We start from the raw sequence: 23,336 nt of genomic DNA, 5'->3' as shown, positions 1-23,336 counted from the left end.
ATGGATCAGAAGCGGGTCTTCAGCGTCAGCTGGACAGAACGCGCTGCACCGGGGATGTAGAAGCCGCGGTACAGGGATTCTGCATAGACCTTGTCAAACAGGTTGCTCACGTTCAGCTTGACGGAGGTCTTGTCGTCAATGGCGTACTCGACCATGGCATCGACCACGCTGAAGCCACTTGCGTACACAGCGCGTGAACCTTCGGGGTTTTGCTTGCCACGGTAGGTAATGCCAGCGCCCGCACGGATCTTGGGGGTGATGGCATAAGTGCTCCACACGCTGCCGCTGTGCTTGGGCGTGAGGCCTGGACGGTCGCCCTGCACCTGAGCGCCGCCGCCGTTGGCTGCGAGCACTTGGTTGCTGCGATCGATCTTGGCTTCAGGAATCCAGGTGTGGTTCCAGAACACTTCCCACTTGGGCGAGATGCGGCCTGCAAAGTTGAATTCCATGCCGGTGGCGTGGCGCTTGCCGGACAACAGCTCTTGCGTAGCCGCGGTGTCAGGGTCGGTGTTGCGCTCGTTGTACTTCTCGCTGTAGAAGGCTGCGATACCCAGCAGTGCGCGGCGTTCAAACAGTTCCAGCTTGGTGCCGATTTCGAAGTTGCGGCTCTTCTCGGGCGGTGTGTTGGCCGCGCGATTGGTGCTGTTGCTCAGGGAGATGCCGTACTGGTACGTATCGCCAGACGTGTTGTACGAAGTGCCGTAAGACACGTAGTACGAAGACAGTTCATCGGGCTGGAAGATCAGGCCGACGCGTGGGCTGACCAGGCTGTCCGACACTTCGTTGCTGATGCTGCCTGTGGGGTTACGGTAGGACGCCTTGAAGTCGTCATAACGCAGGCCGCCCACCAGCTTGAGGGTGTCGGTGAGGGACATCGTGTCCTGTGCATACAGGCCGAGGTTGCGCGAGGTGAAGGTATTCCACTGCACTGGTGCACGGCCATCCACCACCGATGCGCCGTTGTTGGGCGCGCCAACAATGGTGTTGGGGCGGGGTGTCGTGTTCGCGTAGTTCTGGTTGCGCTTGGCATCGTCGTCGTAGTAGTCGACGCCCGCGAGCAGCGCGTGCTTCTTGCCACCCCAGTTGAAGGTGTTGCTGTAGTCGCTTTGCGCCTGCAGCACATCGCTTTCACCAATGCGGCCCTTGGAGCCACGGGTCAGCACTGTGCTGTCGTTGATCTGGTCCAGCGTGATGGAGCTGTTCTGGAAGCCGATCGTGCTGGCCAGCATGTCGCGCTTGTAGTTGCCCCAGCGCAGACGCGTGTTGAGTTCGCCACCATCGTTGAAGCGGTGAATATGCCCCAGGGTGACGTACTTCGACTCGGTGTTGTTGTAGTCGCTGTTGAGACCGTAGAAATTGTGTGCTGGCAGCGTGGTGTTGATCTTGCCGTCTGCCGACAGGCGCCATGGGTGGTTGTAGATGGGGCGGCCCTCGGTTTGAAGGTAGTACAGCCCGATCGAGAACTCGTCGCGTGTGCCGATGCCCCAGGCAAAAGTGGGCGCGATGCCGCTCTTGTTTTGCTTGGCACCGAAGTTGGCGTAGTCCTGAACCATGGCGTTCAGGCGGAAGGCTGCATCTTCGCCGGTGACGAAGTTGAAGTCGCCGGTCACGCGGTTGTATTTGCCCGTGCCAAAGGTGTAAGAGGCTTCGTGCTGGTTGATCAGCAGGGGGGCCTTGCTCACCTGGTTCACGACACCACCGGTCGAGCCCTTGCCAAACAGCATGGACGCCGAGCCCTTGAGCACTTCAACACGGTCGTTGTTGAAGGTGTCGCGCTCCAGCAGGGGGGCGTCCTTCATGCCGTCGTTGTAGATGTCGCCAGCCTGGCCCAGCGAGAAGCCGCGCAGACGCACGTCTTCCTCGCCGGTTTCGCCTGCCAGGAAGGTGACGCCCGCGGTGGTGCGCAGCACTTCACGGAAGTCGTCCTGGTTGCGGTCATTCATCAGCTTTTCGGTGAACACCGTGACGGACTGGGGAATGTCCTTGATGTCCTGCTTGCCCTTGCCGACGGTGGTCTGCTTGATCAGCAGCGTGTCCTTGCCTTGAGGTGTGGCCTGTTCCTTCACAGTCACGGTGGACAGTGTGGCTTCAGGTGTGGTGGCCGTCTGGGCCCAGCTGCCCATGGAGGCAGCCAGCATCATGGCGCCCAGGGGCAACAGGACCTTGTCAGATTGAGGTGCAGAAGAAGGGGTGTTTTGCAGCGTGCTGCTGCCGCGCATAGCGCTTGTCTTTGCCAAGTTGGCCTCCGTGATGGTGATGCAGATGGCGTAACCCTGACGCCGCGTCAGCGCCAGCAGGAGGGGCGCTGGGCAATCAGAGACTGAACCAGAAGCGAACCCGTTGCATTGGCTGGCCCCTTTGGCAGGCGTGCTGAGGGCGTGGCTGTGCAGGATCGGCTGGGTTACTATTGTAACGAATGAGGGTCATTCTCATTTGTATTGATGTTTTCCAGCAACATCTTTACAAAACGGTTACTTCAGGAAGGCCGTGTGAAAGTGCGGGAGGGGGGCAGGCGATTGCGGCCTTGCCGAAAGATCAAACCCCCAGAAACAAAAAAGCCGGCGATGCCGGCTTTTTTGACGCAGTGCGCAGTTTCTTAGCTGACGTGCTTGCCGATCAGGCCAGCCAGTTCAAACATGGAAACTTGGGGCTTGCCAAACAGTTCCTTGAGCTTGGCGTCTGCGTTGATGTTGCGCTTGTTGGCTGCGTCTTGCAAGTTGTTGGCCTTGATGTAGACCCACAGCTTGCTGATGATCTCCGTGCGAGGCAGCGGCGCAGAACCCACGACGGCAGCCAGGGCGGGGCTGGGGGTCAGGGCCTTCATGAAGGCGGCGTTAGGGGTGCGCTTTTTTGCTGGGGCCGCATCCTTGGCGGCGGCTGTCTTTGCCGGAGCTTTCTTTGCAGTTGCCATGTTGGGTTTTTCCTTTTTGGACATCAAATCTTCACCAGAGAAAAGCTGCTTTCCCACTGGCCAGCCGATGCTACTGGGAAAAAAACCCGTTTCCAAGCGAGAAAAGGCTTTTTTTGCCTCGATTTGTAGCAAAGCTTCTTTCCTCGGCACAACCTCGGTGTTGTGGTTGACTTTTGTTTGACATATTTACGGTCCGCCTTTTGCATCGTCCTTTTTCCTTTGAACAGACGCTGGGCTGAGGTTTTGAGCGAATTCGATGGGTAAGAATGGCATGGGGCCCTGCTTTGCGGGCCGGACACGCTTGTTCCTACTCCTCAACAGAAAGGTTGGTTGCCATGGTTACCCCGGTCTCGTTCAGTACCTGTGATCTGTGTGATGTGCATAAAGCCGATGACAGCGGCGCTTTCCGGGTATTGCCTCCCGGTTTTCATCACTACGGCGGTAGAAGCACTTTCTGTGGACCGGTAGTCACCGTGAAGTGCTGGGAAGACAACACCCTGGTGAAAGCAGCTGTCGAATCGGACGGCCAGGGAAGGGTGCTGGTGGTGGACGGAGGGGCTTCTCTGCGCCGTGCACTGGTAGGTGGCAATCTGGCCGCAGCAGCCGTGCGCAATGGCTGGGCGGGGCTTGTGGTCAACGGTTGCGTGCGCGACGCTGCCGAGTTGCGGGCCGCCGAGGTGGGTATCTGTGCGTTGGGCCTCATGCCGCTGCCGACAGAAAAGCGCAACGAAGGTCAGCGTGATGTGGCGGTCCAGATCCAGGGCGTATGGGTTCGCCCGGGCGATTGGCTATACGCCGATGAGGACGGTGTCGTCATCGGAGCATCGTCATTGCTGCCTTGAGCATTGCCGCCCTGAAGCTTGGTCTGAGGGCAGGGTCGTTCAGCGACAAGTTATCAAGTTATCGCGCGCGAGTAGGCACGGTAGCCAACAGCACGCTGGCCAGGGCAATACCCAGCGCGGTTATCTGCAAGGCCGTGAGCTGCTCGCCCAATACCAACACGCCTACGAGTGCTGCGCTCACGGGCAGCATCACGGTGAAAATGCCGCCCTGCGCTGCGGGGACAGACTTCAGGCCCGTCATCCACAGCCACACGGTCCAGACGCTGGCTGCCAGTGCATAGAAGACCAGCAAGACCCATGTTCCCGTTGCTACCGCAGCAAAGTCAAAGCTCCACGCGGTGTAGATGCCTAGGGGGGTGGCCAGCACGAACCCCCACACATTGATGAGCGATGTGATCCGTTTGGGGCCCAAGGTGCCAGTCAGTTTCTTGCCGATCACGGAATATGCAGCCTCACACAGCACAGCGCCTATCAGCAACAGCTGCCCAAGCCATAAATACTGACCAGGGGATTGTGTTGCTGCGGCAGGCGCGCCGTGCGCAGAGTGCTCTGTTTTTGATAGCGAAAGCAGTGCAATTCCAAGAACTGCCAACGCCACCGCGGCCCAAGTGCGGCGCGAGATGCGCTCGCGCAAAAACATCCAGCTCATGACAGCAACCGCAGCGGGAATCGCCGCCATGGTCACCCCAGCGGTCAAAGCGCTGGTCATGCTGACGCCATACAACATGCACAGCGTGAAAAGAAAGTTACCGAGAAAAGACTCCAGAAACAGCAGGCGTCGGGTCTGGGGGCTCAGCGGTGGCTCTTGCGCAGGTTTGCGCAGCCATCCCAACATCGCCAAGCCGCCGATGCCAAAGCGCAGCCAGGCCAGCAAAAACACGGGGATTGCCAAGGCCAAGGGCTTGGACAAAGCAACGTAGCTGCCCACCAGTGCCATGCTCAATGCAAGGCACCCGTAGGCCACAGGGCGGCTTGGGTGGGAAACTAGGCTCATCACATCACCATCTCAACAGGAGCCCGCATCATGCCTGACACGTCAGCCCTCAAGACTGAAGAGCGTTACGTTTTTGTCTACGGCACATTGCGCCAAGGCGGTGCCAACGACATCACCAAACTGGAGCCAGCACCGCGATGGATCGGTCGTGCATCCGTTCGGGGCGATCTGTTCCATCTGGGCGGTTATCCCGGGCTAGTGCTGAACGATGAGGGCGCGTGGGTGACGGGGGAGGTGTATGCCATCGAACCCGCTCTGGAGCGCCGTCTGGATGCCATTGAAGGCCTGCTTGGCCCTCAGCCATCGGATGAATACGCCAAACGTTTCGTTTCAGTGCAATGCGAGGGCAGGCAAATGCTCTGTCTTGTGTATGAAATCAACAGGCGCTACGTTGCAAAGGCGGCACGCATTGTGCATGGAGATTGGATGAAATCCTGACGGTATTTCATATCGCAAAAACTGCATTTTGCATTGCGATAAGTTTATCGTTAACAGGGTAGATGGATTTTCTCAATATGAGAAAAATAATTTCATATTGAGATATGTGGAGGCTAAGTTATTGTTTTTAAATAAGAAAATTTATATCTTCTATAAGACATAAGAGCTTGTGTTGGTCTTATATAAGACTTAAAGTTGTCTCCATGGGCAGCCGCAAAGCAGCCCGGTGTTTTCAACCAACCTCAGGAGTGTCCACATGCCTCAATCCCTCAACGAACAACTGAGCCGCGAACAGCAAATTGCAGCCCTGGAAAAAGACTGGGCGCAAAACCCCCGCTGGAAGGGTGTGAAGCGCGGTTACTCCGCCGCTGACGTGGTGCGTCTGCGTGGTTCGCTGCCCATCGAGCACACCCTGGCCAAGCGTGGCGCTGAAAAGCTGTGGGACAAGATCAACGGTGGTGCCAAGAAGGGCTACGTCAATGCTTTCGGCGCCATCTCTGCGGGCCAGGCCATGCAGCAAGCCAAGGCGGGCCTCGAAGCGGTGTACCTGTCGGGCTGGCAAGTTGCTGCGGACGGCAACACTTCCGAAACCATGTACCCCGACCAGTCGCTCTACGCCTACGACTCGGTGCCCACCATGGTTCGTCGCATCAACAACACCTTCAAGCGTGCTGACGAGATCCAGTGGGGCCGTGGCATCAACCCCGGCGACAAGGAATTCATCGACTACTTCCTGCCCATCGTGGCTGATGCGGAAGCGGGCTTCGGCGGTGTGCTGAACGCCTTCGAACTGATGAAGAACATGATCGCAGCAGGCGCAGCCGGCGTGCACTTCGAAGACCAGCTGGCTGCCGTGAAGAAGTGCGGTCACATGGGTGGCAAGGTGCTGGTGCCCACGCAAGAAGCCTGCGAAAAGCTGATCGCTGCCCGTTTCGCTGCTGACGTGATGGGCGTACCCACCATCGTGCTGGCCCGCACCGATGCCGAAGCTGCCAACCTGATCACCTCCGACCACGACGCCAACGACAAGCCCTTCCTGACTGGCGAGCGCACCCAAGAAGGCTTCTACCGCGTGAAGAATGGTCTGGAGCAGGCCATCAGCCGCGGCGTGGCCTACGCTCCCTACGCAGATCTGGTGTGGTGCGAAACCGGCGTGCCAGACATCGGCTTCGCTCGCGAATTTGCCCAGGCCGTGCATGCTGCCTGCCCCGGCAAGCTGCTGTCGTACAACTGCTCGCCCTCTTTCAACTGGAAGAAGAACCTCGACGACAAGCAAATTGCTTCGTTCCAGGAAGAGCTGTCTGCATTGGGCTACAAGTACCAGTTCATTACGCTGGCCGGTATCCATATCAACTGGTACAACACCTTCCAGTTCGCCCATGCATACGCTCGCGGCGAAGGCATGAAGCACTACGTTGAAATGGTGCAAGAGCCTGAATTCGCAGCACGCGACAAGGGCTACACCTTCGTGTCGCACCAGCAGGAAGTGGGTGCAGGCTACTTCGACGACGTGACCACCGTGATCCAGGGCGGTTCGTCTTCCGTGAAGGCCCTGACGGGTTCTACCGAGGAAGAGCAGTTCCACTGATTCACTCAAAAGTGAGTTCAGGAGCCCGGGCGTGCCCGGGCTTTTTTGCGTCCCATCGAGGTGCGCGGGACCTTGGGGGTTAAAATGCGCACAAGTTTGATCTACAAGAGCGAGAAAGGCATTCTGGTTATGACACCGCGAACTACGACGGAGATCTGTACCGGCCACTAGTGGCTGGCCGTTCGCGCCTGCACGAGACCTTTTCTCCCTCATCAAAGCGCGGCCGGTTCCGCGCTTTTTTGTTTTTTCTTTCTATTCGGTGCATGTGTTGCGCCACCACCTGGACTTCCCCATGATTCACATTACGCTCCCCGACGGTTCCCAGCGCGAATTCCCAGGCCCGGTCACGGTGGCCGAAGTGGCCGCTTCGATTGGTGCTGGCCTGGCCAAGGCTGCTTTGGCTGGCAAGATTGGTGATAAGGTGGTGGACACCAGCTACCAGATCACATCGGATTCGCCCTTGTCCATCGTCACTGCCAAGGATGCCGATGGACTGGAGGTCATCCGGCACTCCACAGCTCACTTGCTGGCGTATGCGGTCAAGCAGCTGTTTCCTGAAGCCCAGGTCACGATCGGCCCGGTCATTGAAAACGGCTTCTATTACGACTTTGCCTACAAGCGTCCTTTCACGCCCGAAGACCTGGCTGCCATCGAAAAGCGCATGACCGAGTTGGCCGCGAAAGACGAGCCCGTGGTGCGCCGCGTGCTGCCTCGCGATGAGGCTGTCGCATATTTCAAGAGCTTGGGTGAGCATTACAAGGCGGAGATCATTGCCAGCATCCCCAGCAATGAGGATGTGAGCCTCTACCGCGAGGGTGAGTTTGAGGATCTGTGCCGTGGCCCTCATGTGCCCAGCACTGGCAAGCTGAAATTTTTCAAGCTGATGAAGGTGGCAGGCGCTTATTGGCGTGGCGACCATCGCAATGAGATGCTGCAGCGTGTCTATGGAACTGCATGGGCCACCAAAGATGAATTGCAGCAATATCTGACTTTGTTGGAAGAGGCAGAGAAGCGCGATCACCGCAAACTGGGACGCGAACTGGATCTCTTCCACATTGATGAGCATTCGCCCGGCACTGTGTTTTGGCACCCCAAGGGCTGGACGGTGTGGCAAGAGGTCGAGCAATACATGCGCCGCGTGTACCGTGAGAATGGTTACCTGGAGGTCAAAGGCCCCCAGATCCTCGACCAGAGTCTGTGGGAGAAGACTGGACACTGGGACAAATACCGCGAGAACATGTTTGTCACCGAGTCGGAAAAGCGCGACTACGCGCTCAAGCCGATGAATTGCCCTGGGCACATCATCATCTTCAAGCAGGGTATCAAGAGCTATCGCGATTTGCCCCTGCGGTTCGGTGAATTCGGTCAGTGCCATCGCAACGAGCCCACAGGCGGCCTGCACGGCATCATGCGCGTGCGTGCTTTTACGCAGGACGATGGCCACATTTTCTGTACCGAAGATCAGATCCAGTCCGAGGTGGTGGCCTTCACCCAATTGCTGCAAAAGGTCTACAAGGACTTTGGTTTCACCGACATCATCTACAAGCTGTCTACCCGTCCTGAAAAACGGATCGGCACAGAAGAAAGCTGGGATCGTGCGGAGAATGCGCTGGCCGAAGGCTTGCGTGCTTCGGGATGTGACTTCGAATACCTGCCGGGCGAGGGCGCCTTCTATGGTCCGAAGATTGAATACACACTCAAGGACGCGCTGGGCCGTCAGTGGCAGTGCGGCACGATCCAGGTTGACCCGAACCTGCCTGAGCGCCTGGACGCAGAGTTTGTAGGTGAAGATGGAGCCCGTCATCGCCCCATCATGCTGCACCGCGCGATCGTGGGCAGTCTGGAGCGTTTCATCGGTATTCTGATCGAGCAGCACTCGGGTGCGTTGCCTACCTGGCTTGCCCCTGTGCAGGTTTCGGTGCTCAACATTACCGATTCCCAGGCGGATTACTGTCGTGAAATTGCCGCAAAACTGCAAAAAGCGCTGCCCAATCAAGGCCTTAGGGTGGCACTGGATCTGCGTAACGAAAAGATTACGTATAAAATACGGGAGCATTCGTTGCAAAAGCTGCCCTACATCCTCGTCGCTGGCGACAAGGAAAAAGCAGCAGGAGCCGTCGCAGTGCGAGCCCGAGGCAATCAAGACCTCGGTGTGATGTCTGTAGATGCGTTCATTGAACTCATCGCCAAAGACATTGCTGACAAAGCCTGATTTACTACCAAATCGAGCTCTGGGGCACGCCAGTTGCGCGGGTGTAGCTACAGTTTCCGTAGCATTTTGATTCAAGGAAGATAGCCATCGCTACTGAATTTCGTGATCGTCGCCAACGTGAAGAGCGCAAACACCGCCTGAACCGTGAAATCATGGCCCCTGAGATTCGCCTTTCGGGTCCTGACAATGAGCCGCTCGGTGTGGTGAGCTTGATGGAAGCCTTGCGCATGGCGGGTGAACTGGACGTTGATCTGGTGGAGATTGCTGCTACAGCAAACCCGCCGGTGTGCCGCCTGATGGACTACGGAAAGTTCAAGTACCAGGAGCAAAAACGTGCTGCTGAGGCCAAAGCCAAGCAGACGGTCATTGAGATCAAGGAAGTCAAGTTCCGTCCTGGTACGGACGATGGCGACTACAACATCAAGCTGCGGAACATCCGCCGGTTTTTGGCTGATGGGGACAAGTGCAAGATCACGCTGCGTTTCCGTGGTCGTGAAATCACCCATCAGGAACTCGGTCTGGCCTTGCTGAACCGTATTCGCGATGATCTGGCAGACACCATCATCGTTGAGCAGTTTCCCAAGCTGGAAGGCCGTCAGATGATCATGATGATCGCGCCGGGACGCAAAAAGCCCGGTACGGCCAAGCCAGCGGCAGACGCTCCTACAGGCGGCAGCCCGGCAGCGTGATCGCAGGTATTTTGTGAAAGATTTGCCGGCTTGCCGGCAAAGACAGTGTTTACACTGTCGCCCCCGGACTCACCCTCCGGGGAAAAAAGTGGCTCGGGGCCAACAAGTTTGCAAATCGGTTTGCGAACGCCTCACGAGCACAACGAAAAGGAGCATTCAAATGCCCAAAATGAAGACCAAGAGCAGCGCGAAAAAGCGTTTCCGCGTTCGTCCAGGTGGTACCGTCAAGCGCGGTCAGGCCTTCAAGCGTCACATCTTGACCAAGAAGACCACCAAGAACAAGCGCCATCTGCGTGGTGCGGTGAATGTGCATGAGACCAACATGGGCTCTATCGCACAAATGCTGCCCAGCGCGGGCCTGTAATCAACTGACGAACTAGGAGTACATACATGCCTCGCGTCAAACGTGGTGTAACGGCCCGTGCCCGTCACAAGAAAGTTCTCGCCCTTGCCAAGGGTTTCCGTGGTCGCCGCGGTAATGTCTTCCGTATCGCCAAACAGGCGGTAATGAAGGCTGGGCAATATGCCTACCGTGACCGCCGCACCAAGAAGCGCGTGTTCCGCCAGCTGTGGATCGCCCGTATCAACGCCGCTGCTCGTGAACTGGGTCTGACATACAGCCAGTTCGCCAACGGCCTGAAGAAGGCTTCCATCGAAATCGACCGCAAGATGCTGGCCGATCTCGCAGTGCACGACAAGGCTGCCTTCGGCAGCATCGTGAACCAAGTCAAGGCCAAGCTGGCTGCTTGAGATCACGATGAGAAGCTATCGTTTTGATAGCTTCTTGCGCAATAACAGCAAGGGCTAGGGCTTGAAAAGGCACTAGCCCTTGTTTATTTTCAAGAGTCGATATGAACGAGTTGGATTCTCTGGTCGAAAGCGCCAAACAACTGTTTGAGCAAAGTGCCACCCCTGCCGATCTGGAAAACGCCAAGGCTCAGTTTCTGGGCAAGTCAGGGCGCATTACCGAGCTGATGAAGGGCATGGCGCAGCTGTCTGTCGAGGAGAAGAAATCTCGCGGCGCAGCGATCAATATCGCCAAACAGGCGATTGAGGCCGCGCTGACTGCGCGTCGCCAAGCCTTGGCAGATGCCGAGCTTCAAGCCCAGCTCAAGGCCGAAGCGCTGGATGTGAGTTTGCCCGGCCGTCAGCGCGGGCAAGGCGGTCTTCATCCGGTCTCCCTCACCCTGGAGCGCATTGAGGGCATTTTTGGATCCATGGGCTTCGATGTGGCGCAAGGGCCTGAGATCGAAACCGACTGGTTCAACTTCACTGCATTGAACACGCCTGAGGATCATCCCGCGCGTTCCATGCACGATACGTTTTACGTTGAGGGCGGCACCGCCACCGCCCCCAACCTGCTGCGCACGCACACCAGCCCCATGCAGATCCGGCACGCTGTGCAGCACGTCAAAAAGCACAAGGCGCTGCTCGATGCAGGCAAGACCATGCCCGAGATCCGCGTGATTGCCCCAGGCCGCACCTATCGGGTAGACAGCGATGCCACGCATTCCCCCATGTTCCATCAGTGCGAAGGGCTGTGGGTTGGCGAAAACGTGAGCTTCAAGGACCTGAAGGTCGTGTTCACCGACTTCTGCCGCACCTTCTTCGAAAGCGATGATCTGGTGCTTCGGTTCCGTCCCAGCTTCTTTCCGTTTACCGAACCGAGTGCGGAGATTGATATCCAGTTCCAGACCGGGCCTTTGGCGGGCCGCTGGCTGGAAGTGGCGGGCTCGGGCCAGGTGCACCCGAATGTCGTGCGCAATATGGGCCTAGATCCTGAAAAGTACATCGGCTTTGCGTTTGGCATGGGCCCTGACCGACTCACTATGCTGCGTTATGGCGTGAATGACTTGCGCCTGTTCTTTGATGGCGACATCCGTTTTCTGTCGCAGTTCCAGTAACAGCCTCGATAAGTCGGGCTGCCAGCCAAGGGCGCAGTGATCGAAAAATCGATAAGAAATCACTGCTAGCAGACGCCAAATAAGCGCAGGCAGCTCTCTTTTTCATAGCAAACGCACAAAAGAATTTTCACCATGCAATTTCCTGAGTCCTGGTTGCGCGAGTTCTGCAACCCCCCGCTAAGCACCCAAGAGCTGGCTGATACGTTGACCATGGCGGGTCTCGAAGTGGAAGAGCTGCGCCCTGTCGCACCGCCTTTCACCAAGATCGTCGTGGGTGAAATCAAGGAGGCAGTGCAGCATCCTGACGCTGACCGTCTGCGGGTTTGCCAGGTGGATGTGGGGCAGGGGGCTTTGCTCAACATCGTGTGCGGCGCACCCAATGCCCGCGTGGGTATCAAAGTGCCTTGCGCCTTGGTGGGGGCGGAGTTGCCCCCAGGCGATGATGGCAAGCCGTTCCTCATCAAGGTGGGCAAGCTTCGTGGCGTGGAAAGCCAGGGCATGCTGTGCTCAGCGCGCGAACTCAAGCTGTCCGAAGACCATGGCGGGCTGCTGGAGCTGGACGCTGCGGCCCCCGTGGGGCAGGACATTCGCAGCCACCTGAACCTGGACGACACGCTATTCACGCTCAAACTCACGCCCAATCTGGCGCACTGCCTGAGCGTGTACGGTATAGCCCGCGAGCTGTCTGCATTGACGGGTGCGCCTCTCAAGCAGCCTGAGTTCGCTGCGGTACAGGCGACTTTGGGTGACAAGCTGCCCGTCAAGGTGTCTTCGCCTGACCTGTGTGGCCGTTTCACGGGTCGCATCGTCCGCAACGTCAACACCCGTGCTGCCACGCCCCAGTGGATGCTGGACCGCTTGGCCCGTTGCGGTCAGCGTGGCGTGTCGCCGCTGGTGGACATTTCGAACTACGTGATGTTCGAGTTGGGTCGCCCTTCCCACATCTTTGATCTGGAAAAGATTCAAGGGGGGCTGGATGTGCGCTGGGGCAAGCCGGGCGAACAGCTCAAGCTGCTCAATGGCAACACCATCACCGTGGATGACAAGGTGGGCGTGATTGCAGACGACAGTCAGGTCGAATCGCTTGCCGGCATCATGGGCGGCGACGCCACAGCTGTGTCGGACAATACCAAGCACATTTACATCGAAGCCGCCTTCTGGTGGCCCAAGGCCGTGGCTGGCCGCTCGCGCCGCTACAACTTCTCGACCGATGCGGGCCATCGGTTCGAACGTGGCGTGGACCCCAGCCTCACGGTGGAGCATATCGAGCGCATTACCCAGTTGGTCATCGATATCTGCGGTACGCCCGATACGGCTTGCGGCCCCATGGACGACCATGTGGTGAATGTGCCTGCTGCCCAGCCCGTCAAGCTGCGGGTGTCCCGTGCGGCCAAGGTCATTGGCATGCCCGTGACGGCCGCCCAGTGTGTGGATGCGCTGCAGCGCCTGGGTCTGGCCGTGTCCGAGGCCGACGGTGTCATCACAGTCACCCCTCCCAGCTATCGCTTCGATATCGCCATCGAGGAAGACCTGATTGAGGAAGTGGCGCGTATGGTGGGGTACAACAACCTGCCCACCACGCCACCGCTGGCACCCATCACTCCCAAGCTGCCTGCCGAGGCCACGCGCAGCCCGTTTGCCGTGCGCCGCTCGCTGGCAGGCCTGGGATACCAGGAAACCATCAACTTCAGCTTTGTAGAAGAGCGCTGGGAGCACCAGCTGGCGGGTAACACCAACCCCATCAAGCTGCTCAACCCGATTGCCAGCCAGATGAGCGTCATGCGGTCCACCCTGTTGGGATCGCTGTTGCAGGTGCTGAAGTTCAATCTGGACCGCAAGGCACAGCGTGTGCGCGTGTTCGAACTGGGCCGTGTTTTTCTGCGCGATGCTTCGGTGACCAACACCGATACGACCGTGGAAGGGTTCCACCAGCCCATGCGGGTCGCTGGCGTGGCTTATGGCCCGGCAGATGTGCTGCAGTGGGGGCGCAAGGAGCAGCCCGTTGACTTTTATGACGTCAAGGGCGATGTGGAGGCGTTGCTGGCCCCCATGCGAGCCACCTTTGAGCCGTCCACGCACCCGGCCATGCACCCAGGTCGTTGCGCCCGTGTGCTGGTCAATGGCCGCGTCATCGGGCATGTGGGAGAACTGCATCCCCAGTGGCGGCAAGGGTGGGAGCTGCCGCAGGCCCCCGTCATGTTTGAGCTGGAACTCGATGCTGTGTTGCAGCGCGCTGTCCCGAAATTCAAGCCTGTTGCCAAGCACCAACCGGTGGAGCGTGACCTGGCCATCGTGGTGGCAGAGCGCGTGACCCACAGCGAGGTCATGTCGGCTGTCGAATCTGCGGTACCTGCCTCTACCTTGCGCTCCGCTGTGCTGTTCGACGTTTACCGACCTAAGGTTGCGCGCGCTGGCGAAGAAGCGGTGGCTGGTGGTGTGGCTGCAGGCGAGAAGAGCCTGGCCGTGCGCCTCACGCTGGGGCGCGATGATGCCTCTCTGACCGAGGCTGAAATTGACGCGGCAGTGCAGGCTGTGGTGGCTCAGGTCGTGGCCCGCACGGGCGGCCGTCTGCGTGTCTGAACGCCATGTTGGAAGGGACTCCGATGATTGAGTTTGCGGTAGACAGTCTTGAAACGAATGCTCTGACCAAAGCTCAGCTGGCAGATCTTCTGTTCGACCACATTGGACTCAACAAGCGCGAGTCCAAAGACATGGTGGATGCGTTTTTTGACCTGATCGTGCAAAGCCTGATCGACGGGAAAGATGTCAAATTGTCCGGATTTGGTAACTTCCAGATCCGGACCAAGGCACCCCGGCCCGGTCGCAACCCTCGCACAGGCGAGGCGATTCCGATTGAGGCGCGGCGTGTGGTGACCTTTCACGCCAGCAGCAAGCTCAAAGAGCAGATCCAGGGCAGTGCGGGCGACGTGCCAGCGTGAACGTTTTCCCGTTTTGAAAGCAATTTCTGGCAAGGGTGCTGGTGGTCTCGCAAGGTCTCGGGTACTCTTGACGGTCTGTTGAGCCCACCGGTCATCTGTTCATGAGCACCACGCTCCCCACCATCCCCGCCAAACGTTACTTCACCATTGGTGAGGTGGCGGAGCTGTGCGGCGTCAAGCCGCACGTGCTGCGCTACTGGGAGCAGGAATTCACCCAATTGCGCCCCATGAAGCGCAGAGGGAACCGGCGTTACTACCAGCACCATGAAGTGCTCATGATTCGTCGCATCAGAGATCTGCTCTACGACCAGGGCTTCACGATCAGCGGTGCACGCAATCGTCTTCAGGAGCTGGCTCAACTGGAGCGCGAGGGCAGTGGTGCCGCCGGGGCTCAGCCTGAGGCCTCTACCGTGCTGTTGGAGTCAACCCATATTGAGTTCCAAGCTATGGAGCCGAGTGGCTCTGCACCCGACTGGAGTGCGATGCGCAAGGAATTATTTGAAATTCGTGCCCTACTTTCCTGAAAGTACTCATTTTCTGTATATAATTTAAGTCTTGTCGGCGTGTAGCGCAGCCTGGTAGCGCACTTGCATGGGGTGCAAGGGGTCGCGAGTTCGAATCCCGCCACGCCGACCATTTATTGCATAAGCCCGGTTCCAAAAGAGCCGGGCTTTTTTGCTTTAAACGCATCACGCCAAAGGCTTTGGAGAGAATGATTGAAGGTTTGGTAGCCGGCAGAATCTGGAGTTCTGCCGAGCATCGTGTAGACAAGGCAGGCCGCCCTTACTGCGTGGCCAAAATTCGTGTCACCGGCACGGACTCCGAGGGCATTCTGGTCAATTTGATTGCCTTTGATCCCGCTGTATGCGACAGCTTGTTCCTCGTGCGGGAGGGCGACGCCATATCCGTTTCCGGCGCGATAACACCCAAGGTGTGGACGGACAAGCAGGGCAATACCAAACCGGCCATCGACATGGTGGCGCACCGTGTCCTGCATCTCGGAGAAAGTCAGAACTAGAGGCTAAGCCGCCTTGATCCAGAGCGGGGCCCCTAGGCAAGGCTGGTTCAGGACTTTGAGGTCGCCTGCGTTTGGAAGCCCAGGGCTGCGAACTCCTCAGGCGTTACCTGGATTTCTACCACCTCAGGCTGGCGTGGCTCAATGGTGACGCGCCGCTCTTGAGGCACCGGAGATTCTCCATTCACCTGCCTGCGGTCATTGCCTGTTCTGCGATCAATGGGTTTCTTGGGTTGCATTCCTTGTACCTCTCTCTGGGGCGGCATGAGCGGCTCTGGCTGCTCTCATGACAAACGCGACTTGCTTCGCCTGTTGTTGAAAGTGGCAAGTTTCCACAATCCTTCCAAATTCGCAACCAGAGTTTGCGCGCCGCGATGAGCTGTTGGTGCAGAGACTCTGCGATCACGTACTGCGCTGGTATCACCAAGGCAACAAAAAAGCCCTGACTCTTACGAATCAGGGCTTTTCATTTGGTGCCGGAGAGATGAATCGAACACCCGACCTTCTCATTACGAATGAGCTGCTCTACCGACTGAGCTACACCGGCGATAGCCTTAAATTATAGCGTCGAGTGGTAGCTGGTGACGCGCTCCACTTCGTTCTTGGAGCCGAGGATCACGCTCACGCGTTCGTGCAGTTGCTGGGGCTGGATATCCAGGATGCGTTGCTTGCCGTTGGTGGCTGCGCCGCCCGCTTGCTCCACCAGCCAGCCCATGGGGTTGGCTTCATACATCAGGCGCAGTTTGCCGGGCTTGTGGGGTTCGCGCCTGTCCCAGGGGTACATGAAGATGCCGCCGCGCGTCAGGATGCGGTGCACGTCGGCCACCATGGATGCGATCCAGCGCATGTTGAAGTCCTTGCCGCGGGGGCCTTCCTTGCCCTGCAGGCATTCGTCGATGTAGCGCTTCACGGGGGTGTCCCAGTGGCGCATGTTGCTCATGTTGATCGCGAACTCCTTGGTGTCCTCGGGGATGCGCACATTCTCTTGCGTCAGCACGAAGGAGCCTTGCTCGCGGTCGAGCGTGAACATGGCCACACCGTCGCCCACGGTGAGCACCAGGGTGGTCTGGGGGCCGTAGATGCAGTAGCCCGCAGCAACTTGCTGGTTGCCGGGCTGGAGGAAGTCGCCTTCTTCCACGCCGCGGTCACCGTCGGGCTTCTTCAGCACGCTGAAGATGGTGCCGATGCTGACGTTCACGTCGATGTTGCTGGAGCCGTCCAGAGGATCGAACAGCAGCAGGTATTCGCCCTGGGGGTAGCGGTTGGGCACCAGGTAGATGCCGTCCATCTCTTCGGACGCCATGGCCGCCAGGTGGCCGCCCCATTCGTTGGCTTCGATGAGAACTTCGTTGGCGATGATGTCCAGTTTCTTCTGGACTTCGCCCTGCACGTTTTCGCTCTCGGCGCTGCCGAGCACACCACCCAGCGCGCCCTTGTTGACGGCCTGGCTGATGCCTTTGCATGCGCGTGCGACCACCTCCAGCAGCAGGCGCAGCTGCGATGGAATGTGGCCGTCCACACGCTGTTGTTCGACGAGGTAGCGGGTGAGGCTGATGGGTTTTGCCATGGTGGGGATCTCCTTGTTTATTCAGCCAACGCGCGGTTGACAACTTCGCGCACGTCGTTGCTCAGGCCTTCGCGGGCGGCGACGCGGGCGATGGCTTCGCGGGCGGCCGTGCGCCAGGGGTCTGCCAGCTTCTTCCAGCGGTCCAGTGCGCGGGCCAGGCGGGCGGCCACTTGCGGGTTGATGGCGTCCAGTTCGATGACGCGCTCGCTCCAGAACACGTAGCCACCCGCATCCTGGCGGTGGAATGCGCCGGGGTTGGCGTTGCAGTAGCTGAAGATGACGCTGCGCGCGCGGTTGGGGTTCTTGAGGCTGAAGTCCGGGTGCTGCATCAGCTGGCGCACGGCGGGCAGGATGTTGCCGCCGCGGTCGGGGGCACCTGCCTGCAGGGCAAACCACTTGTCGATGACGAGAGGTTCGTCCTTGAACAGTGCGTGGAAGCGGGCCAGGGCAGGGGCGGCCAACTCGTGGCCGGTGGCGACCAGGGCCGTGAGGGCGTTGAAGCGGTCAGTCATGTTGCCCGCATCCTTGAAGCGCTGGTAGGCCTTGCCGGGCCAGACCGTGTCGCCAGTCACCTGGGCTGCAATGCACAGCATGTGCAGGGCCAGGCCGCTCAGTGCACGGCGGCCAGCAGAAGCGCTGTCTGGCTGGTAGCCGCCGGTGTTCTGGTGCTGCTCCCAAGCCCATTCCCAGTCGGCTCGCAGTGCCAAGGCCAGTTCGGTGCGCATGGCTTCGCGCACGGCGTGAATGCGCTGGGGGTCCACCACATCCAGTTGCTCGGCGATGTAGGTTTCGGATGGCAGGGTGAGCACCAGTTCCTTGAAGGCGGCATCCAGCGCCGGGTTGCGCAGCACAGCGCGCATGGCTTCGACAAATGCAGTGCCTAGAATCTTAGGCTCAGAAGTGGCTGTAGCGCTTTCTGGATCAGCGCTGGAAGCTATGCTATTGATAGCAATACGCAAGGCCAGGCGCTGGCCTGCTTCCCAGCGGTTGAAGGCGTCGGTGTCGTGCGCCAGCAGCGTCAGCAGTTCGGCATCGGTGTAGTCGATGTCCAGCACCACCGGCGCGCTGAAGTTGCGCAGCAGCGAGGGCACAGGGGCGGCGTCCAGGTTGGTGAAGGTGAAGGTTTGTGAGGCCTCGGTCAGTACCAGCACCTGAGACGTTGCGCCACTGGCGGCCTCGCCTGCCTGTTGCAGGGGCAGTGGAGTGCCGGAGGCGCTGAGCAGACCCAATTCCACCGGAATCACGAAAGGTTCTTTGGTGGGCTGGCCGGGTGTGGCGGGGCAGCTTTGCGACAGTGTGAGGGCGTAGCAGCGCGTGGCGGCGTCGTACACGCCCGTGGCGCGCACGCGGGGGGTGCCAGCCTGGCTGTACCAGCGCTTGAACTGAGGCAGGTGCTGCGCCAGCGGGCTGGCGGGGTTGGCGTCGGCAATGGCCTGCACAAAGTCGTCGCAGGTCACGGCCTGGCCGTCGTGGCGCTCAAAGTACAGCTTCATGCCCTTGGCAAAACCGTCGCGGCCCACCAGGTTGTGCTGCATGCGCACGACCTCGGAGCCTTTTTCGTAAATGGTGACGGTGTAGAAGTTGTTGATTTCGACGTAGCTGTCGGGCCGTACGGGGTGGGCCATGGGGCCTGCATCTTCGGGGAACTGGGCGGTGCGCAGCACGCGCACGTCTTCAATGCGCTTGACGGCGCGGGCCGACGGGCTGCCCGCCAGGTCCATGCTGAATTCCTGGTCGCGGAAGACGGTGAGGCCTTCCTTCAGGCTCAGCTGGAACCAGTCGCGGCAGGTCACGCGGTTGCCCGTCCAGTTGTGGAAGTACTCGTGGCCCACCACGCTTTCGATGTTGGCAAAGTCGGTGTCGGTGGCGGTGGCCTCGCTGGCCAGAACGTACTTCGTGTTGAAGATGTTCAGGCCCTTGTTTTCCATGGCACCCATGTTGAAGTCGCTGGTGGCGACGATCATGAAGCGCTCCAGGTCCAGTGGCAGGCCAAAGCGGGCCTCGTCCCAGGCGATGCTGGCCATCAGCGAATTCATGGCGTGCTCGGTCTTGCCCAGGTCGCCGGGGCGCACATACACCTGCAGCAGGTGGTCGGTGCCCGCGCGGGTGCGGATCTTTTGCTCGCGCGCCACCAGCTTGCCCGCCACCAGGGCGAACAGGTAGCAGGGCTTCTTGTGCGGGTCCACCCACTTGGCAAAGTGGCGGCCGTCTTCCAGATCGCCGCTGTCCACCAGATTGCCGTTGCTGAGCAGCACAGGGTACTGCGTCTTGTCGGCCCGCAGCGTCACGGTGTAGCTGGCCATCACGTCCGGACGGTCCAGGAAGTAGGTGATGCGGCGGAAGCCCTCGGCCTCGCACTGGGTGAAGAACGAGTCGTTGCTCACATACAGGCCCATGAGCTTGGTGTTCTTGGCCGGTGCGCAGGTGGTGAAGATTTCGATGGCGCAAGGCTCGGTGCCCTCGGGCAGGTTCTCCAGCACCAGCTGGCCGCCGTCCATCTTGAACGAGGTGCCTTGGCCGTTGACCAGCACGCGTGCCAGGTTCAGGTCTTCGCCGTCCAGGCGCAGGGGCTGGGCGGGCACATCGGCGTTGCGGCGCAGAACCATGCGGTTGAGCACGCGGGTCTTGGCGGGGTCCAGGTCGAACGTCAGTTCAACGCTGTCGATCCAGTAGGCGGGGGCGGCGTAGTCTTCGCGGCGAATGGCTACAGGCACAGCCTGTCCGTCTTCTTTAGACAGTTGCAACATGGAGGCTCTCCAGAAAATCGGTGTTCATGAGTTCGGTGTAATCGCGCACGGCGGCCAGCACATGGGGCCCCGCCAGTTGCGCAGGGCTGTGGGTGCTGCACACCGCCACGGCGCGCATGCCAGCGCGGCGCGCGGCTTCAATGCCGAAAGGGGCGTCTTCGAAAACGATGCAGTGCTGCGGCAGCACATCCAGCCTGCGCGCAGCTTCCAGAAAAATGGCCGGTTCGGGCTTGCCGGGCAGGCCTTCGTCCCCCCGCACGATGGCCAGGGGATGCGGCTCCATCTGCAGGCGCGACAGCGCAAACTCCACGTTGTGGATGTCTCCCGCAGTGCCCACGGCCACCTTCAGGCCACGACCCGCCACGGCGCGTGCAAACTGGCGAAAGCCCGCCACTTCGGCAAATCGGGGGCCGAACAGCTCGCGGTAGATGTCTTCCTTCTCGCGGGTCAGCGCATCGGCTTCGTCCTGCGCCACGTCGCGGCCCAGCAGCTCGCGAATGCACTCGGTGCCGTTGCGGCCCGTGGTGCGGGCCATGAGGTCGGGAACGTCCAGGTCCATGCTGCGGCGGCGCGCAAACTCCACCCACGCCTGGGCGTGCCAGGGCATGGAGTCGATCATGGTGCCATCCATATCGAAGATGATGGCCTGGGTGTGCGCAAGGGTGGGGCTCATGCCTGGCCCTCACGCTCTGTCAGGGCACACCCGGCCATGGCAACTTCTGCCACGGCAGCCCTTGGGATGGAACACAGGCACAACGGCAGCAGCACGAGGCGCATCACACGCCCTGCTTGAGCGAGGCCTCGATGAAGACGTCCAGGTCTCCATCCAGCACCTTCTGCGTGGCCGAGACTTCGACGTTGGTGCGCAGGTCCTTGATGCGGCTGTTGTCCAGCACGTAGCTGCGGATCTGGTGGCCCCAGCCCACATCGGTCTTGGTGTCTTCCAGCTTCTGCTGCTCTTCCATGCGCTTGCGCATTTCGTAGTCATACAGGCGGCTGCGCAGGCGCTGCCAGGCCACGTCGCGGTTGCTGTGCTGGCTGCGGCCATCCTGGCACTGCACCACGATGCCGGTGGGGATGTGCGTCAGGCGCACGGCCGAGTCGGTCTTGTTGATGTGCTGCCCGCCCGCGCCGGAGGCACGGAAGGTGTCGGTGCGCACGTCGGCAGGGTTGATGTTGATCTCGATGGAGTCGTCGATTTCAGGGTAGACGAACAGCGAGGCAAACGAGGTGTGGCGGCCGCCCGAGCTGTCGAACGGGCTCTTGCGCACCAGGCGGTGCACGCCGGTTTCGGTGCGCAGCAGGCCGTAGGCGTATTCGCCCTCGATCTTGATCGTGGCGCTCTTGATGCCAGCCACGTCGCCAGGCGTCTCATCTTCCACGGTGGCCTTGAAGCCCTTGCGCTCGGCGTACTTGAGGTACTGGCGCAGCAGCATGCTGGCCCAGTCGCAAGCCTCGGTGCCGCCCGCACCGGCCTGGATGTCCACAAAGCAGTTCAGCGGATCGGCCTCGTTGCTGAACATGCGGCGGAACTCCAGCTCCTCGATCAGCGGACGCAGCTTGTCGGCTTCGCCTTCGATGGTAAGCAGGCCGGCTTCATCGCCTTCTTCCTTGCTCATCTCGTACAGCTCGGCGTTGTCGGCCAGCTCGCGGGTCAGCTTGTCCAGCGTGACGACCACGCTGGAGAGTGATTTCTGTTCCTTGCCCAGTTCCTGGGCCTTCTTCGGGTCGTTCCAGACCGAAGGGTCTTCCAGCGATGCGTTGACGGTTCTCAGACGTTCGAATTTGGCATCGAAGTCAAAGATACCTCCGTAACTCTTGGGTGCGGGTGCTCAGGTCCGCCAAAGTGGTGCCGATGAGGTTGATGCGTTCTGCGTCCATGGTGCGTGTCCTGTGTGTTCTGTGAATTAACCCGCGATTTTCTCACGGGACGCCGCCGCAACCCGGGTTTACCACTGCGCAGGCCAAGGGCTGTGCAGCCAAAGTGGGTCACGCCATCATTTGCTCCCAAAAGCGTAGCTGCTTGCGCTTATGGAACGGGCGCTGGCGGGCGAAATGACCTCAAACCCATCAAGCCAGAAAATCTTCGATCAGTTGAGCCACCACTTCCGGCTGGTCGTGGTGCAGCATGTGGCCCGCATCCGCCACGCTGGCAATCCGGTACTGGGGCACCTGTTTCAGGCGCTCGTGGTACTCGGCCAGGGTGTAGCGGCCGCCCCACCACTGACCCAGGCTGTCGGAGGTGGCCTCCACCGCCAGCACCGGGGCGGTGATGCGTGCGTACAGCGCCACCGCTTCTTCCACGCGGTAGATCTGGGCGCTGACCACCTTGTGCGCAGCGTCGCCCAGGATGCGCCACTGCCCCTGCGCATCGGGCTGCGCCCAATGCTGGGCCAGCCAGGTGGCCTTGTCGCGGCCCAGGCGGGGGTTGGTTTTCATCAGCCGGTCGGCCACGCCATCGGCGCTGTCATAGGCCTTGAGGTCCTTGTCGCCCTGGTGCAATTGCTTGATCTCGTCGATCCACTGCGCGTAGCGCTCCGGTGTCTGGGCGGGGCGGGTGGCGGGCAGGCCAAAGCCCTCCAGGTTCACCAGGCGGCGTATCCGTTCAGGCCGCACCCCGGCGTACATCATGGCCACGTTGCCGCCCATGCTGTGGCCCACCAGGTCGATGGTCTGGTCGGGGGCGTAGTGGTCCAGCAGCAGGTCCAGGTCGGCCAGGTAGTCGGCCATCACGTAATGGTCGGTCTGCGGCCCGGTGGTCAGGCCAAAGCCCCGCCAATCGGGCGCGATGATGCGGCGCGGCTGCTTCAGTGCATCCACGGTGAACTGGTACGAGGCGCCCACGTCCATCCAGCCGTGTAGCAGAACCAGCAGTGGCAGGTCGCTGTGCTCAGGCCCCCACTCGCGCACGTGGTAGCGGTGGTGGCGGATGGGCAGGTGGGTGGTGCGGGCGGGCAAACGCGGCTGGTACATGCAAAGGCTCTGGCGGGTAAGTGCGGGGGCTGGCTGGCAGGGCGTAGTCCCATGGTGGGGCAGGGTGCACGGGGCGACGCAGGAAGCGCTTGTCCCGTGATTCCACAGCACATTCCCCGAAAGGACCATCCCACAGATTCCGCAGCCGCCAGCCGAAAAGGGAATGGTAGGGGCACCGTGGCGGGATGGTGGTGGGCAGCTGTCACCGGCGTGTCTGTCAGGCTATCGCAGCTTTGCCGCTCGGGTGGCGGTTCGCGGCTTGATGGTTATCTTTCTGCTATTGAAAAGATAGCTGTTTGCGCTTTATCCATAAGCGCCAGGGCTGTTTTTTGCTCAATGGCTTTGGGCGTGCCTGCCTGGCAAGCCCCGCGGCCTGCAGCCGGGCGCAATCGCTTGTACGATGTCTGCCTCCGTGGGCAGACTCTTGCCCCCGGTGTTCCTTTTTCCCCTGGGCGCTGCCTGCACTGCACACACTGCTTGCACTACAAGTTGCGCCTGCCTTCGGAGTTTGTACCGC

At 60.0% G+C, this 23,336-nt stretch carries 22 protein-coding genes and 2 tRNA genes; 14 read left to right on the top strand and 10 right to left on the bottom strand.

Features of this window, described 5'->3' with window-relative positions; genetic code table 11:
* Window positions 1-5: 5 nt before the first annotated feature.
* Together AACH87_RS14315 and AACH87_RS14310 are read right to left on the bottom strand one after the other, a co-directional pair.
* Window positions 6-2,219, bottom strand: a complete 2,214-nt coding sequence (locus AACH87_RS14315) for a TonB-dependent siderophore receptor (protein ID WP_338798967.1) — start codon at window positions 2,217-2,219, stop codon at window positions 6-8.
* A gap of 377 nt (window positions 2,220-2,596) precedes the next feature.
* Window positions 2,597-2,911 (bottom strand): SWIB/MDM2 domain-containing protein, encoded by a 315-nt coding sequence (locus tag AACH87_RS14310; protein ID WP_338795134.1) that lies wholly within the window; start codon window positions 2,909-2,911, stop codon window positions 2,597-2,599.
* Here AACH87_RS14310 and AACH87_RS14305 point away from each other — a divergent pair.
* Both AACH87_RS14305 and rraA read left to right on the top strand, forming a co-directional pair.
* Window positions 2,823-3,092: a hypothetical protein gene (locus AACH87_RS14305; protein WP_338799066.1), complete on the top strand. Its 270-nt coding sequence runs from the start codon at window positions 2,823-2,825 to the stop codon at window positions 3,090-3,092. The genes AACH87_RS14310 and AACH87_RS14305 overlap by 89 nt on opposite strands.
* Window positions 3,093-3,246: 154 nt before the next feature.
* Window positions 3,247-3,753 (top strand): ribonuclease E activity regulator RraA, encoded by a 507-nt coding sequence (rraA, locus tag AACH87_RS14300; protein WP_338795132.1) that lies wholly within the window; start codon window positions 3,247-3,249, stop codon window positions 3,751-3,753.
* A gap of 58 nt (window positions 3,754-3,811) precedes the next feature.
* Here the strand turns inward: rraA and AACH87_RS14295 are convergent, their stop codons facing one another.
* Window positions 3,812-4,747, bottom strand: coding sequence for a DMT family transporter (locus tag AACH87_RS14295; RefSeq protein WP_338795131.1), 936 nt, complete (start codon window positions 4,745-4,747; stop codon window positions 3,812-3,814).
* Window positions 4,748-4,777: 30 nt separating this feature from the next.
* Here AACH87_RS14295 and AACH87_RS14290 point away from each other — a divergent pair, with 30 nt between their 5' ends.
* The 12 genes from AACH87_RS14290 to AACH87_RS14235 all read left to right on the top strand — a co-directional run bounded on the left by AACH87_RS14290 (window position 4,778) and on the right by AACH87_RS14235 (window position 15,535).
* Window positions 4,778-5,185 (top strand): gamma-glutamylcyclotransferase family protein, encoded by a 408-nt coding sequence (locus AACH87_RS14290; protein ID WP_338795129.1) that lies wholly within the window; start codon window positions 4,778-4,780, stop codon window positions 5,183-5,185.
* Between the two features lie 256 nt (window positions 5,186-5,441).
* Window positions 5,442-6,773, top strand: a complete 1,332-nt coding sequence (aceA, locus tag AACH87_RS14285; RefSeq protein WP_338795128.1) for an isocitrate lyase — start codon at window positions 5,442-5,444, stop codon at window positions 6,771-6,773.
* Between the two features lie 292 nt (window positions 6,774-7,065).
* A complete protein-coding gene (gene thrS / locus AACH87_RS14280) occupies window positions 7,066-8,985 on the top strand; it encodes a threonine--tRNA ligase (protein ID WP_338795127.1) in 1,920 nt (639 codons plus the stop codon).
* Between the two features lie 80 nt (window positions 8,986-9,065).
* Window positions 9,066-9,674 (top strand): translation initiation factor IF-3, encoded by a 609-nt coding sequence (gene infC / locus AACH87_RS14275; protein WP_338798966.1) that lies wholly within the window; start codon window positions 9,066-9,068, stop codon window positions 9,672-9,674.
* A 160-nt stretch (window positions 9,675-9,834) separates the two neighbouring features.
* Window positions 9,835-10,038, top strand: coding sequence for a 50S ribosomal protein L35 (gene rpmI, locus AACH87_RS14270; protein ID WP_005795135.1), 204 nt, complete (start codon window positions 9,835-9,837; stop codon window positions 10,036-10,038).
* Window positions 10,039-10,064: 26 nt separating this feature from the next.
* Window positions 10,065-10,424 carry a 50S ribosomal protein L20 gene (rplT, locus tag AACH87_RS14265; protein WP_027475500.1) on the top strand — a complete coding sequence of 120 codons (360 nt, stop codon included), beginning with the start codon at window positions 10,065-10,067 and terminating at the stop codon, window positions 10,422-10,424.
* 101 nt (window positions 10,425-10,525) lie between these two features.
* The gene (gene pheS, locus AACH87_RS14260) at window positions 10,526-11,578 is read left to right on the top strand and encodes a phenylalanine--tRNA ligase subunit alpha (protein ID WP_338795122.1); all 1,053 of its coding nucleotides are present in this window, start codon (window positions 10,526-10,528) and stop codon (window positions 11,576-11,578) included.
* A 132-nt stretch (window positions 11,579-11,710) separates the two neighbouring features.
* Window positions 11,711-14,158 (top strand): phenylalanine--tRNA ligase subunit beta, encoded by a 2,448-nt coding sequence (pheT, locus tag AACH87_RS14255; protein ID WP_338795120.1) that lies wholly within the window; start codon window positions 11,711-11,713, stop codon window positions 14,156-14,158.
* A gap of 23 nt (window positions 14,159-14,181) precedes the next feature.
* Entirely contained in the window at window positions 14,182-14,517 is a 336-nt protein-coding gene (locus AACH87_RS14250; RefSeq protein ID WP_338798965.1) for an integration host factor subunit alpha, read from the top strand.
* Between the two features lie 101 nt (window positions 14,518-14,618).
* On the top strand, window positions 14,619-15,041 hold the full coding sequence (locus tag AACH87_RS14245) for a MerR family transcriptional regulator (RefSeq protein ID WP_338795119.1): 423 nt from the start codon (window positions 14,619-14,621) through the stop codon (window positions 15,039-15,041).
* A 35-nt stretch (window positions 15,042-15,076) separates the two neighbouring features.
* Window positions 15,077-15,153, top strand: a tRNA-Pro gene (locus AACH87_RS14240).
* 76 nt (window positions 15,154-15,229) lie between these two features.
* Window positions 15,230-15,535: a single-stranded DNA-binding protein gene (locus AACH87_RS14235; protein ID WP_338795118.1), complete on the top strand. Its 306-nt coding sequence runs from the start codon at window positions 15,230-15,232 to the stop codon at window positions 15,533-15,535.
* A gap of 47 nt (window positions 15,536-15,582) precedes the next feature.
* Here AACH87_RS14235 and AACH87_RS14230 read toward each other — a convergent pair whose 3' ends face one another.
* The 7 genes from AACH87_RS14230 to AACH87_RS14200 form a co-directional block, all read right to left on the bottom strand.
* Window positions 15,583-15,771: a hypothetical protein gene (locus tag AACH87_RS14230; protein WP_338795117.1), complete on the bottom strand. Its 189-nt coding sequence runs from the start codon at window positions 15,769-15,771 to the stop codon at window positions 15,583-15,585.
* A 232-nt stretch (window positions 15,772-16,003) separates the two neighbouring features.
* Window positions 16,004-16,079, bottom strand: a tRNA-Thr gene (locus AACH87_RS14225).
* Window positions 16,080-16,091: 12 nt separating this feature from the next.
* On the bottom strand, window positions 16,092-17,099 hold the full coding sequence (locus AACH87_RS14220; protein ID WP_338795116.1) for a class 1 fructose-bisphosphatase: 1,008 nt from the start codon (window positions 17,097-17,099) through the stop codon (window positions 16,092-16,094).
* A 17-nt stretch (window positions 17,100-17,116) separates the two neighbouring features.
* Window positions 17,117-19,846, bottom strand: coding sequence for an aminopeptidase N (gene pepN / locus AACH87_RS14215; RefSeq protein ID WP_338795115.1), 2,730 nt, complete (start codon window positions 19,844-19,846; stop codon window positions 17,117-17,119).
* Complete coding sequence (locus AACH87_RS14210) at window positions 19,830-20,519, bottom strand: HAD family phosphatase (RefSeq protein ID WP_338795114.1); 690 nt, start codon at window positions 20,517-20,519, stop codon at window positions 19,830-19,832. Before AACH87_RS14210 ends, pepN begins: the two co-directional genes overlap by 17 nt.
* A 103-nt stretch (window positions 20,520-20,622) precedes the next feature.
* Window positions 20,623-21,727, bottom strand: a protein-coding gene (gene prfB, locus AACH87_RS14205; RefSeq protein WP_338795113.1) for a peptide chain release factor 2 whose coding sequence is annotated in 2 segments (ribosomal slippage) — window positions 20,623-21,645 and window positions 21,647-21,727 — 1,104 coding nt in all. Because the reading frame shifts where the segments join, the coding sequence is not laid out codon by codon here.
* Window positions 21,728-21,916: 189 nt separating this feature from the next.
* Window positions 21,917-22,819, bottom strand: a complete 903-nt coding sequence (locus tag AACH87_RS14200; RefSeq protein WP_338795112.1) for an alpha/beta hydrolase — start codon at window positions 22,817-22,819, stop codon at window positions 21,917-21,919.
* Between the last annotated feature and the right edge of the window lie 517 nt (window positions 22,820-23,336).

Origin of the sequence: Acidovorax sp. DW039, from assembly GCF_037101375.1 — a bacterium.
In the GTDB taxonomy this organism is placed as follows: Bacteria; Pseudomonadota; Gammaproteobacteria; order Burkholderiales; family Burkholderiaceae_C; genus Acidovorax.
Note: the sequence above shows the minus strand (reverse complement) of the source record. Positions and strands in the feature narration are given on the sequence as shown.